The organism is Rhodoferax sp., from assembly GCF_028689305.1.
Classification (GTDB): Bacteria; Pseudomonadota; Gammaproteobacteria; order Burkholderiales; family Burkholderiaceae_C; genus Rhodoferax.
Genome location: NZ_JAQTWM010000100.1, coordinates 1 through 11,706, shown reverse-complemented (window position 1 = coordinate 11,706; position 11,706 = coordinate 1). Strand labels below are relative to the sequence as shown.

At 62.0% G+C, this 11,706-nt stretch carries 11 protein-coding genes; 3 read left to right on the top strand and 8 right to left on the bottom strand.

Annotated elements, in window-relative coordinates:
- The first annotated feature begins 73 nt into the window (after nucleotides 1–73).
- Nucleotides 74–865 (top strand): molybdenum ABC transporter ATP-binding protein, encoded by a 792-nt coding sequence (gene modC / locus PHW99_RS15950; protein ID WP_300179792.1) that lies wholly within the window; start codon nucleotides 74–76, stop codon nucleotides 863–865.
- 224 nt (nucleotides 866–1,089) lie between these two features.
- On the opposite strand, the gene PHW99_RS15945 is transcribed toward modC, so the two are convergent.
- The 4 genes from PHW99_RS15945 to PHW99_RS15930 form a co-directional block, all read right to left on the bottom strand.
- Nucleotides 1,090–2,664 (bottom strand): C1 family peptidase, encoded by a 1,575-nt coding sequence (locus tag PHW99_RS15945; protein ID WP_300179789.1) that lies wholly within the window; start codon nucleotides 2,662–2,664, stop codon nucleotides 1,090–1,092.
- Between the two features lie 132 nt (nucleotides 2,665–2,796).
- Nucleotides 2,797–3,603 carry a UPF0149 family protein gene (locus PHW99_RS15940; protein ID WP_300179786.1) on the bottom strand — a complete coding sequence of 269 codons (807 nt, stop codon included), beginning with the start codon at nucleotides 3,601–3,603 and terminating at the stop codon, nucleotides 2,797–2,799.
- 114 nt (nucleotides 3,604–3,717) lie between these two features.
- A complete protein-coding gene (locus PHW99_RS15935; RefSeq protein ID WP_300179784.1) occupies nucleotides 3,718–5,526 on the bottom strand; it encodes a thioredoxin domain-containing protein in 1,809 nt (602 codons plus the stop codon).
- A gap of 12 nt (nucleotides 5,527–5,538) precedes the next feature.
- Entirely contained in the window at nucleotides 5,539–7,116 is a 1,578-nt protein-coding gene (locus PHW99_RS15930; RefSeq protein ID WP_300179781.1) for a DUF2779 domain-containing protein, read from the bottom strand.
- Nucleotides 7,117–7,260: 144 nt separating this feature from the next.
- Here PHW99_RS15930 and PHW99_RS15925 point away from each other — a divergent pair, with 144 nt between their 5' ends.
- Nucleotides 7,261–7,905 (top strand): glutathione S-transferase, encoded by a 645-nt coding sequence (locus tag PHW99_RS15925; RefSeq protein ID WP_300179778.1) that lies wholly within the window; start codon nucleotides 7,261–7,263, stop codon nucleotides 7,903–7,905.
- Nucleotides 7,906–7,954: 49 nt separating this feature from the next.
- Nucleotides 7,955–8,398, top strand: coding sequence for a hypothetical protein (locus tag PHW99_RS15920; protein ID WP_300179775.1), 444 nt, complete (start codon nucleotides 7,955–7,957; stop codon nucleotides 8,396–8,398).
- Between the two features lie 59 nt (nucleotides 8,399–8,457).
- Here the strand turns inward: PHW99_RS15920 and PHW99_RS15915 are convergent, their stop codons facing one another.
- The 4 genes from PHW99_RS15915 to PHW99_RS15900 are packed head-to-tail and all read right to left on the bottom strand — an operon-like array spanning nucleotide 8,458 to nucleotide 11,649.
- Nucleotides 8,458–8,838: a hypothetical protein gene (locus PHW99_RS15915; protein ID WP_300179773.1), complete on the bottom strand. Its 381-nt coding sequence runs from the start codon at nucleotides 8,836–8,838 to the stop codon at nucleotides 8,458–8,460.
- Between the two features lie 3 nt (nucleotides 8,839–8,841).
- Entirely contained in the window at nucleotides 8,842–10,443 is a 1,602-nt protein-coding gene (locus tag PHW99_RS15910) for an FAD-dependent oxidoreductase (RefSeq protein ID WP_300179771.1), read from the bottom strand.
- Between the two features lie 12 nt (nucleotides 10,444–10,455).
- The gene (locus PHW99_RS15905; protein WP_300179768.1) at nucleotides 10,456–10,746 is read right to left on the bottom strand and encodes a 2Fe-2S iron-sulfur cluster-binding protein; all 291 of its coding nucleotides are present in this window, start codon (nucleotides 10,744–10,746) and stop codon (nucleotides 10,456–10,458) included.
- 57 nt (nucleotides 10,747–10,803) lie between these two features.
- Complete coding sequence (locus tag PHW99_RS15900; protein WP_300179765.1) at nucleotides 10,804–11,649, bottom strand: SIR2 family protein; 846 nt, start codon at nucleotides 11,647–11,649, stop codon at nucleotides 10,804–10,806.
- Nucleotides 11,650–11,706 lie beyond the last annotated feature (57 nt).

Genomic DNA, 11,706 nt, shown 5'->3' with positions numbered 1-11,706 from the left:
TTCCAGTTTGAATTCCAGCGTGTATTTGCCCCGTGCTTGTCCATCGATTCTTTTGCTCATTTCGGTCTCTCCAATGTCTGAAATTTTCCATCAGCTATGGAGTCCGTTTTTCGGGGGCAAGATCAGTCTGGATCAGGCGATTGAGTTGCTGGGCATTGGCCACCTACTGGACCGCAAGCCCGACCAGCTGTCGGGCGGGGAGCGCCAGCGTGTCGGCATGGCGCGGGCCTTGGCCCTGAGCCCCAGCCTGCTGTTGATGGACGAACCACTGGCCGCGCTGGACCTCAAACGCAAGCAGGAAATTCTGCCCTACCTGGAGCGCCTGCATGCCGAGCTAGACATTCCAGTGCTGTATGTCAGCCATTCACCGGACGAAGTTGCTCGCCTGGCCGACCATATTGTGGTGCTGGACGCTGGCCGAACGGTGGCGGCAGGCCCGTTAAAAGACACACTGGCTCGGCTGGATTTGCCGATTCACCTGGGTGAAGATGCCGGTGTGGTGCTGGACGCGGTGGTGGCCGAGCGTGATGCGCAGTGGCACCTGGCCCGCGTCGAATTCCCCGGCGGCAGCCTGTGGGTGCGCGACGGTGGCCACGCGCTGGGTCAGGCGGTGCGGGTGCGGATTTTGGCGCGTGATGTGAGCATTGCACTGGAAAAGGTCACCAGCACCAGCATCCAGAACTGCCTGGCCGCCACAGTTGAACAATTGGCCGCTGACCACCACCCTGCCCTGTCGCTGGTGCGGCTCAACCTGGGCGGCTCCCCCTTGACGGCGCGCCTGACACAACGCTCAGCTGTCGGGCTGGGCCTGGCGCCGGGGTTACCGGTCTGGGCGCAGATCAAGGCGGTGGCGCTGATTGGGTAGCCTGGGGGCGAGACGAACACATTTTATGCAAAATTTGCCTGTAGCCCTTATATATAAAGCGCAAGCAGCTATTTAAAACATAGCGTACATTGACTCGTCAGTCAAACCAGCACACTGTCGGCGGTGGATTCTTGAGAGCAGACCGGGAGAACCAGTGAGCTGCCAAGATGGACATGAAAATGGGTTTTTCAATTGCCGCCAGCCGCTGCACCTTGTTCAGCGGCTCAATCCCAGCTGTAACCACCATCCGTGCTGACTTCTTCGCACAGGGCTTCGAGTTCCTCAAGAAAGGCTGTCGTGTCGTCGGGGGACGCCTCGAATTTGCTGAACTCGATGTAATTGCCGTCGTCATCTGCATCCTCGTCCCACTCGTACTCGTAGTCTTCACTTTCGGTGCAGTGTGCAGCGCAGAGTTTTTCGATTTTCTTGACCACCTTTTCGGCGTTGTTGGTGTAAATCCAAAAGCCGGTGAGGATCACAGAACGCTCGTCGGCGCTTTCCTCTTCCTCGTCTTCCTCGTCCTCTTCGTCCTCTTCGTCCTCGTCGGTCACTTGCCAGGCTTCAATCAGTGCCGCCACAAACTCGTCTTCACTGTCTTCAAGCTCGTCGGTGCTGGCAATTTCCGTGATGCTGTTGACGATGCTGGCCAGCATCGTGGTGGACAGGTGCTCACCCAGCAGCGCGATGGATTCCTCCAGCAGTTCTTCGTCGTCCACCTTGGCTGCGGCGCGACGCAGCAACTTGTCAACCTGGGTGTTCACGCCTAATGATTCGACCACGGCGGCGAAATAGGTGGCAATTTCTGCCAGCTCGTCGTCGCTCAGGTCGCCGTCGGCCCCCGCAGCGGCGAGGAAGATCAGCGCCATGCGAAGTTCAAGGGGGTGCTCGCCCATGGCATCAAGCAGGGTGCCGTAGTCCTCTTCAGACATGTTGGCCAGCTCGGTGTTGAAGTCGCCGATCAACGATGTGTCGTCGCCCCAGCCTTCCTGGTCGAACTCAAAATTCTCCAGCTGCCGGATGATCCAGCTGTCGCCGTCGTTGTATTTGGGGTTGACCAGGTAGTCATACGGGATGTAGCAGTACCCCTTGTCGCCCCAGTCGGGGCCCCACGAGTTGCGTACGATGAAGACACGGTCGGGGTCCGAATAGCCCACACACAGCATGGCGTGGCCGCCGTGCGACTCGCGTGACGACTCTTTGGGCGTGGGCAAGGGCACCACGCCTTTTTTGCGCTGCTGGTCAAACGACTCATACAGTGAAATGCCGAAGATGATGGGGTGCCCCTCGGCCAGGCAGTTTTTCCAGGCCATCAGGTTCACGGGTACCAACTGCATGTCTTCTACCACGAACTGGGCGGCTTCCTCAAAAGCATCGTCGCTGGGTCGTTTGTCGACTTTGTTTTGAGTAAATGGCCAGCTTTCTTCAGCGCACGCCCCGTGGCTTCGCAGGCCCTCGATGGCGTCAGCAATCAGGCTGCCGTTGTCGCCCTCGATCCCGCCGAGGTCACGGGCGTTGTAATAAATGAACAGGCGGCTGACGTCGTAGTCCCGCTCTTCGTGCTTCTTCACCAGGTATTCATAGGCGCCCGCCACGGCGTTGGCCACGCAGCTGTTGGTGTTTTGCTGGTCTTCAATCTCGGTCAGATATTGCCGCAGATCCACTTTGGGCGGCAGCTTGAGATTGGCCTTGGCGGCGGAAAACTGCTTGCGGTTGCTGAGCTTCTCCGGCGCGAAGCGGTAGCCCAGAATTTTTCGTTGGGTGCCATCGCCTCGCGTGAGGGTCCATGCTTCAGTGCTCATGCATTATTCCTGTTGGGGTTTGAACTGACTCGCATTTTGCCGAATTTCAGTTCGTCCTACAGTGAAAATTATTCCACCGCCCGAAAGTTCTCACCCGGGAACCCCCGCTCAAGAAGCTATCAAAAAACATAGCTAACTGCCGCAGCATTTCTTGAATTTCTTGCCGCTGCCGCACGCACACGGGTCATTTCGACCCGGCGTGGCGGTCTTGACCACGGTTTCAATCCGCGGTCCCAGGGTGCGCCACATCTCGTGCATGTTGTAGACCGACCAGAGCGCATCACCAAAGGCTTTCATACGTTTGATACTGACGGTGGGTGGACCAGCCGCATCCTCAAACGCATGCAGGGTCGGTGGCTCGGTATCGTCCTGCGTGAGGGCTGCCACCAAATCCAGCGCCGTGGCGCGCCACCTGATGGCTTCCCTGTTGCGTGACACGGCCCAGTCTTGCGGCCAGGCAGTGACCACCGCCATGAAACCCTTGGCCCACAACTGACCGAAAGCTGGCAGTTTTTCTCCCCGGCGTTGGGCGCGCTCTGCCTCAGGCAGGGCGGCAAAGTCAGCCCGCGCATCCAGCAACTCGGGCTGGTAGGCGGTGGCATCGGTCAGGGCTTCGATCCTGGCAGCAAGCGCCTGGCTGACCAGCAGCCAGCGGCGTGTCCACAGCGTCAGGAAATGCTGCCGCTGGACGGCGTTGGCAAACGACACCGGCAGCAACACCGGCAGGTAGTCATCGGGCGGGATCGGGCGGCGGCAACAAATCAGCGCGGCCATGAAGCCTTCACAAAACTCCCAGGTCGGGATCGCATCGTGGCGCGCGCGCAGGTAGTTCAGGATGGACGTAAGCGCGGCGAACTCGTCGGCGCTCAAGGGCTCGCAGGGGTCAATTTGGACGGCCTCAGCCGGGGCAGGATGCGCAGGGAGCAATGGTGGGTTCATGGTGGTCGGTGAGTGGGCTCAATGGGCCGGACAAGGTTTGAGGGGCGCGCTGCCGCTGCCGGTATTTTTATAAGATAAATTGACCTATAGCCCTTTATATATAAGCGTTAACAGCTAGTTATTTAGTAGCATTGCGGCACCCAGCAAGCTGCTACAACTGGCCGGATCAGCGCGAACGGTGGCGGCAAATGCCCGCACGCAGCGCTGGGCCGCTGTGTGGTATCTGGCCGCATTGGGGTCGCTGACTTGGTGGCTCAGCGCCAGCAAAGACAAGGCTGCAACACCGTTGCCGGACGGGGTGGCAGCATCCATGCCGGTTTTGAGCCGGTGGATCAGCGCCGGAGCCTCATGGCGGGTGAAGAAGAAACCACCCAGGTCGCGGTCTTCAAACTGCGCCAGCATGGCGCGGGCCAAACCTTCGGCAAACGGCACGTCGTCCGGCTGTGGATCGGCCTCATGCAGTGCCAACACCGCTTCCAACAAAAAGGCGTGGTCATCCAGAAACGCGTCTTGCCCGGGCAAGGTGTGCAGATGCCCGGAGGTGCGGCCATCTTCCACCCAGCGTTCCCGGCGCAAAAAGCCCAGCGCGGCCCGCGCCGCTTTGAGCCAGTCCGGGCGCTGGCATACGTGGGAAGCGCGCGCCAGGCCGGTGATCATCAGCGCGGTCCAGCCGGTCAGCACCTTGGCATCGCGCGGCGGGCGCTCGCGCTTGTTGCGCTCCACCAGCAGTTTGTCGCGTGCGCTGGAGATGTACTCTTGCACCAGCGCCTCGGGTCGATCCAGGGTGGCGGCCAGTTTGGCGGCCGAGCGGGTCACGTGCAAATGCCAGCTGCCGCCCTCAAAGTTGGGTGCATCCACCAAGCCCCAATGGGCGGCGCACACATCCCACTCGAAGGGGGAGAGGGCCAGGCGCAGCGGCTCGGATTCCCAGACGTAAAAGTGCCCTTCACGTCCCTGGGGGTCGTCCGCAGCCAGTGACGCATGAAAGCCCCCGGCATCGGCCTGCAACTCACGCAGCGCCCAGTCGGCCGTGTCTTCCACTACGCGGCGGAACAGCGGCTCACCGGTCAGCGCCAGGGCCTCGGCATACAGCGCCAGCAACACGCCGTTGTCACACAGCATTTTTTCGAAATGCGGAATGCGCCATTGGGCATCCACGCTGTAGCGGAAGAAGCCGCCGCCGATCTGGTCGAACAAGCCACCTTCAGCCATTTTGCGCAGCGTGAACAAGGCCATGTCGCGGGCTTGCGCGTCGCCCTCATCACGCCCACGGTGCAACAAAAAGGCCAGGTCGCTGGGGTGCGGGAACTTCGGCGCAGCACCAAAACCACCATGTCTGGTATCAAAGGCGGCCGCCAGTTGTTGGCATGCCTGCGTGCGCACGGCAGCATCAAGCACCGCTTTGTCATCGACCCGTGGCTGGCTGGCGGCCAGTGCCAGACGCAAGGCCTGGTCTTGCCGCGCCAGGACAGGGCGCTGCTCGCTCCAGACCGTGCTGACCGAGCCCAGCACATGGCGAAATGTGGCTTGGCCTTCGGGCGCATCACTCGGAAAATAGGTGCCGCTGTAAAACGGTATGCCTTGCGGCGACAGAAAGATTGTCAACGGCCAACCGCCACCACTGCGGCGCAGCAACTGGTGCGCCAACTGGTAGACCGCATCGATGTCGGGGCGCTCTTCGCGGTCCACCTTGATGGCGACAAAACCCTCGTTGATCAGGGACGCCGTGGTGGCATCGGAAAACGATTCGCGCGCCATCACATGGCACCAGTGGCAAGCGGCGTAGCCAATCGACAGCAGGATGGGTTTGTCCAGCCGTTTGGCCAGCGCCAGCGCTTCCGCGCCCCAAGGATACCAATCCACTGGCTGGTCAGCGTGTTGCAACAAATAGGCCGACTGTTGGGTGGCAAGGTGGTTGGTCATGGTGAGTCTGTCTTACAAATGGGAATCGCGTTGGTTCTGGGCTTGACCGCCGGCCGCAGTCTCAAACAAGGTCACCATACGGCGCAAAACCTCGGTCTGTTGCTGGCCATGGGTTTGCAGGGCGGCGCGTAATTGCTGGCGGGTCTGGGCCTCCAGGCCATGCTGCAGAGACTGCGCAAAGGCGGCTTGCGGAGATGGGGCCAGCGTTTCATCCAGCGTGAGCGTGACATCGGGGGCCACCGCACGGCTGATCGACTTGAACGACCAGGAACCCGCCATCACCGGGTGGTAATAGTGCGCACGGGCAATCTGGAACAGGTCAACCAGGCGCGCCAGCACCGCTTCCAGGGCTGGGGCCAGATCGTCAAACAAACGCGCCAGATCGCGGATGCGGTTGCGCTCAAAACCCGCGTTGTAGGCCAGCACGGCACCCTGGCTGCCCAGCACCTGCAGCAGCGACAACGCAAACGCGCGGCGTGGGTCACCGCCTTGTGCCTCGGCCAGAAAGCCATGTTGCTCAGATTGACCATCCGCCTGCAGCACATCACACGTCCATTGGAAAGGCAACACCTGGTAGGGCCGTGTGCCCGCCCACAGGGGCACGGCAAATCCAATGGTGTCCAAACGCAAGTTGTGGCGCGGGTAGGGCAGCGTTTGTATCAAGGCCGCAACCTCGGGCTCCAGCACCGGTGCGCCCTGCTGAATGGCCCGCATGGCGCGGCGATGCCGTGTGTTGTCCAGGGTTTGCGGGGCAACGCTGTGCAAATCTGTGTGGCCAGCTTGACGCAGTTCGCTCGCCAAGTCGTGCCCCACGATCTCCAGCCTGGCCAGCGGATCAGGTGCAGTTTGTGCGGCTGACACCGTACACGCTGCGCACTGCCGGGTGAACTCACAACCGCCGTTCTGGGTGCAATGCGCCCCGGGCGTGGCCGGTGGCTGCGGCCCGCGATCACAAGCGCGCATGGCATCCAGCCAGGCCGCTACCGGGCGCGAGCCCAGCACCGGGGCCAGATCCACCTCACGAAACAGGCCGGCGTAACAGCCGTGACCGGGGTAGATGAAATCGGCATCCACCAGTAACAAACCCACGCTTTGCACGCGCAAACCGCAGCGCGCGGCCACATCGGTCCAGAACGCCGCCGTGTCCACATCGGACTCGTCGCCGACGGTGGCGTAGCGCACCTTGAACAGGCGCAGCCCCCGTTCGCCGCAGGTCAGCACATCAATCCGCGCCTGGGCTCGGTCTTCACTGGTCAGGCAGGCCCCCAGAATTGCCCAGCCCTCAGGGGCCACCTGGTCGTCATCCAGACAATGCAGGGTTTGTCGCAGGGCGCGGGTCCACTCGGCCTGGGTGGCGGGTGGCGGGATGATGTCCGCCAGCGGGTACGAGGCGCGCAAGGCTGCATCCACACCCGGGCCGTAGACCACCGCCGCCTCGGCGCTGACATCGGCACGGTTTTTCACCGGGACTTCCCGCCCGGTGAGTTTTGCGGTGGCCAGGTGTTCGCTGCGACGGTAAAGCCAGAAGCGACGCGAGCAGGCCCGCCAGCGGCGCAGGTCATCGTGGTTTAGCAGAGGGTATAAAACCATGGACATAAACAGACAAAGGTGACACAAGGGTGCGACAAAAAGCACACGCCAACGAACCTGTTGTTCGTTCTGTCGGCGTACACGGCTTGTTAGCAAGTGCCGTGCAAGCCTGGGGGTTGTCATGTATCTTGCTTTGCATGCCGCATGACACTCAAGTTCTACATGACCCCCGGCTCCTGCTCCACCGGCATCCACATCCTGCTGGAAGAGCTGGACTTGCCGTTTGAAGTGACCCTCGTCAACCTGCCCGCAGGGGACCACCTCAAGCCCGTATACCGGGCGCTCAACCCCAAAGGCACGATCCCGACGCTGGTGCTCGATGATGGCCGGGCGCTGACCGAATTTCAGGCCATCGCCTACTGGCTGGCGCGCAGTTACCCACGTAAACGCTTGCTGCCGGACGATGCGCTGCTGGCTGCACAAACACTGGAGCTGATGGATTACGTGGTCGGCACGGTGCACGGCCAGGGTTTTACGCGCATCTTCACCACCGAGCGTTACCTACCTGCCGCTCTGACCAACGCTGACAGGTCTGTGTGGCACGCAAGTGTGCAGGCGCGTGGCTGCGAGATCGTCAGTGAGGCTTTTGCCGTGATTGAGGCACGCCTGCCAGAGACCGGCTATGCCATCGGGGCGGACTTTTCTATTGCTGACGCAGCGCTGTTTTACGTGGCGTTCTGGGCCGACAAAACCGCCCTACCCTTGCCACCGCGTTGTGCGGCGCACTACCAACTGATGCGAAGCCGTCCTGTGGTGCAGCGTGTGCTGCACGAGGAAGGTTACCGCTGATGCCCCGCCTGCAAGGGCATCCCATCCTGATATTTAAAAGGCCAAGCAGATGAATACACCCGACATCTTTCACCACAACCGTGTGATCCTCACGCATTTCGACAGCTACAGCGCCGCACTGCTTTTTCCTCGCTGGGAAAAATCACTGCTGTGGCCCGCCGCCCTGCCAGATGCCGCAACACCGATGCCGTCGCCAGCCGTCATCGAGCCAGCGTTCTCTGGCTCGGCGGTCAAGCTTGCGCTGGTGCAGCGCTGCGGCCTGAACCCTGATGAGCTGAAGCGCGTCAACGAATTCAACCATTGGGCGCAAACCGAGTCTGGCCCGGTGCGCATTCACCTGCTGCGCTTCACCAGCTTTGAGGCTCCCAAAGCCGCCATCCGGGCGCTGGGTGGCGAGTTCAAACCCATCAGCCTGCTGCGCGGCAGTGCAATGAGTGAGTTGCTTTTACTGCGCGAGGTGTTCAACCTGATTGTGGGCGCTGGCGGGAATTAGTTGCTGAATTTACGAATGAAATATGTCTCTATCGCTTGTTAATAAAGCTCTGACAGCTATTATTTTTGATCTACTCCAGGCACCATGCGAAACAGCTCTGGCTGGCTTTGCTGGTAGACCCGCAGCCACAGCAGTGTGGCGGGGACGAGGGATGTGCAGGCAAACCACAGGGCTTCGTCGAGCGCCGCGCTGGCCGGTTCTGAAAAGCGGCGCTGTAGGGCATCCCAGCCGCTCCAGTCCAGCTCGGGCATCTGTGAACGCTCAATCGGTTCCACCTGAGCGGCGCTCTGGGCCAGGGTGTTGAGCTGGCGCAGCACCTCCTGGCGGGTCAGGCGCGAGCGCAGCAGTTCTTCGCGCTCCAGCCCCTCCACCAGAATCGCTACAGACGTACCGGCTTGTTCGATCAGGCCCAGCCGGGCGCTGTGGAGGATGGGGGTCATGGCCTACGTGGTGCTTTCGATTTCGCCCGCAGCCTGCAGCAGCCGGGCATTGAGTTCCAGCGCAAATTCGCGCCAGGCGGCGGCCAGATCGAGGGTGATGGCACGCAAGCTGTCGGCATCGGGCTGGTGCTCGGTGGGGAAGTTGGACAGGGCGCAGGAGCTGGCGTTGTGCGCCAGCGCGGCCTCCAGCAGGTGTTTGTTCCAGCCGTCAAAAGCGGTCAGCAAACTGGCCGTCAAGGCATGGCGACCTTTGGTGATCTCGCTTGCGGGCAGATTCATCACCGGCAACAGCACATCAAGCTGCACCAGGGCTTCGCTGTAGACCTGGTCAACGGTGGCCAGCAAGGCCCGTTGGGTCAGCAGTTCAGCCTGCTGGCTGGCCAGCAAGCGGGTCAGGTGCTGCCGGTAACGCTGGGGAGCCAGGCCGCGCAGTGCCTGCACGCAGATGGCAAAACTGGCGATCGCCGTGTCATCAAAGGCATCCAGGGTGCGGTTGGCGCTGGGGCGGCACAGGGCGTGCTGCAAGCGGTCGGCCGACTCCAGCGCCCCTTCCATGTGACCGGCACCGTGTGCGGCGGTTTCGCTGCCGCCCAGCAGCAGCCGCCCGGCCCACAAAGCTTGGCGCAGCAAGGGCTCGTTTTGCGGAGGGGCTTGTGGCTGGCTGCGCTCCAGCGTGCTGCACGTCCAGGGCTCAAGCGCCCAGTCTTGCAGGTAGGCCTGGCCGTCTTGTGCCGCCGGGCCAAACAACTGGGTCAGTTGGCTGCTGATCAGCAGGGGCAAGCCGCGCTGAAAGCTTTCGCGCTGGGCCGCGTTCAGGGCGACAAAACCGCCCAAAGCGCCCGTAGAAAGACCGGGCGCAGAGGCATCAAACACCTCACCCAGCACAGCCTGGGCATGGCGCACAAAAGCGTTGCCGGATTGGCCCGCCATGCGCCAGAACGGCTGCGCAAACGTGGTGGCTGACTTGGCTTGAGCGGCCATCCAGGTTGGGGTGGCGGCAAGCGCGGCCCAGACGGCGGCGGGCAGCGCTGGCTCAAATTGAATGTGTTGGTGAATCAGGCGGGGTGGCAGGGCCAGCACCACCTGTCGCGCCCGGATGGCTGGCCCGGTGCGGCAGATCAGTTCGATGTATTCACCCCGGTCCCGCAGCAGGTGCACGGCCGCAGCCGTGCGAACGCTGCCAGGAGGCAGGCTTTCTGCCAGGGTGTGGATGATGCGGGCCGCGCCACCGGTTACCGCACGCGCACCGACGTGAATACCGCCGACTTCGCTGCGGCGCTCGGGCTCGCGGTTGGGGTCGGTCAGCCAGAGCGCATCGCCTGGGTCATGCTGGGCGTGGCTGGCCAGGCCCAGCTCCGACAACAGCGCGGTGATGCGCGGTTCGGTCTCGGGCCAAAACCAGCTCGCCCCCAGATCCAGCGCCTGGCCGGTGGCTTCGCAGGGCTGGGTCAAAATGCGCCCACCCAGGCGCTCGCGCGCCTCGATCAGCCGCAGGCTCACGCCCTGCGCGACCAACATGTGGGCCAGCGCCAGGCCACACAGCCCGGCCCCGACGATGGCCACGTCCACCACCGGCGTGACAGGAAGTGGGACGGGGTCAGCCATGGTGGGGGGTGTTTACTTCAGAAGCTCAACGGTGACCGCTTCTTCGCCCAGCAGGGCCTGGCAAGCCAGCCGTGAGTTGGAGCTGACACCTACGATGCCGTCAAGTTTTTCGTTTTCAACGCGCTGGATTTTGGACAGGCTTTTGCGCCCCACCGTCACGTAGACGTGGCAGCTTTCGCACTTGGCTTCGCCGCCGCATTTGCTGATGATGGGCTCGCCCGCGGCTTGCAGGGCTTTGAGCAGGCTGGTGCCGGCAGCAACTTCGTAAGACTTGCCAGAGGGGAGAACGGTGAGAGTGGTCATGGTGAAAAAGGGGCTCAGGCCCGCGAGGTGGTTAAGGAAACAGGAGAAAAAAGACGGTCAAGCGGTCAGTGCGGGTTGCATGGCAGCCATCAAGGCGGTGGAAAACTCGGCCAACGTCATGTCGATGCGGGTGATGTTTTGTTCAGCCAGAAAACGCGCTTCCATGCGGGTCGGTTCATTGGGCAAGATGGCCCAATGGCGGTCGCTGGAGCGTTTCATGATCTGGCGGGCAAAACAACGGGTGAGCTGGTCGTCAAAACGGCAGCCCAGAAACAGAAAGTTGCGCCCGCTGCGCCAGGCTTGCACGGCGGCGGGAATCGGGGTCTGGATGTCGATCTCGGTCAACACCTCGACATAGTCGCTGTCAGACACCAGGTAGTTGCCTGCCGGGCTGTGGCTGCCTATCGGTTTGTAGAGCATGCGCCCTGGGCTTGCGGAGAGTTCCGCCAGCGCCGTGCCGTCGGCGGCGTAAGCCCCGGTCCACTGGCCAAAATGCTCGGACTGCGACAGGCCTTGCACCTGCACCCAGCCGCTCTTGGGCTCCACTTGCGCCAGTGCGGCAGACATGACATCGTCGTACCAGGTGTCAACCCACAGCCCGGCCCCACTGCCGGCCAAAGCCAGGTGAAAAGGAGATGGCGCGGGTGATGTGGCAAAGGCCTCGTTCATCAGGTGCACCACCGATTTGCGGTGCTTGAAGTTTTCAATGAACTGCGCGGCCTGCGTCAGGCGCTTGCGGATTTTGTGCGGCACGCTGACCTTGGCGGTCATGCTCTCGGCCAGCGCCAGTGGTGTGCCAGGTACCTTGATATCGGTGCACAGGGACAACATGTCCGGCCCCAGGTAGGGAATCACCGCGCCAGTGGACAGGCTGGTAGCAATTTCATGGATCAAGTCAGTCATGGCGTTCTTTCGTTAGTAAATCGCGGCACCGGCACCGACATTGGTGGCGGTGTCTTT

Excerpts from the sequence above, each read along its gene's own strand:
- modC (WP_300179792.1), top strand. The coding sequence starts at position 74 with ATGTCTGAAATTTTCCATCAGCTATGGAGTCCGTTTTTCGGGGGCAAG.
- PHW99_RS15915 (WP_300179773.1), bottom strand. The coding sequence starts at position 8,838 with ATGACCCCCATCCTCCACAGCGCCCGGCTGGGCCTGATCGAACAAGCC.
- PHW99_RS15910 (WP_300179771.1), bottom strand. The coding sequence starts at position 10,443 with ATGGCTGACCCCGTCCCACTTCCTGTCACGCCGGTGGTGGACGTGGCC.
- PHW99_RS15925 (WP_300179778.1), top strand. The coding sequence starts at position 7,261 with ATGACACTCAAGTTCTACATGACCCCCGGCTCCTGCTCCACCGGCATC.
- PHW99_RS15945 (WP_300179789.1), bottom strand. The coding sequence starts at position 2,664 with ATGAGCACTGAAGCATGGACCCTCACGCGAGGCGATGGCACCCAACGA.
- PHW99_RS15935 (WP_300179784.1), bottom strand. The coding sequence starts at position 5,526 with ATGACCAACCACCTTGCCACCCAACAGTCGGCCTATTTGTTGCAACAC.
- PHW99_RS15920 (WP_300179775.1), top strand. The coding sequence starts at position 7,955 with ATGAATACACCCGACATCTTTCACCACAACCGTGTGATCCTCACGCAT.
- PHW99_RS15900 (WP_300179765.1), bottom strand. The coding sequence starts at position 11,649 with ATGACTGACTTGATCCATGAAATTGCTACCAGCCTGTCCACTGGCGCG.
- PHW99_RS15930 (WP_300179781.1), bottom strand. The coding sequence starts at position 7,116 with ATGGTTTTATACCCTCTGCTAAACCACGATGACCTGCGCCGCTGGCGG.
- PHW99_RS15905 (WP_300179768.1), bottom strand. The coding sequence starts at position 10,746 with ATGACCACTCTCACCGTTCTCCCCTCTGGCAAGTCTTACGAAGTTGCT.
- PHW99_RS15940 (WP_300179786.1), bottom strand. The coding sequence starts at position 3,603 with ATGAACCCACCATTGCTCCCTGCGCATCCTGCCCCGGCTGAGGCCGTC.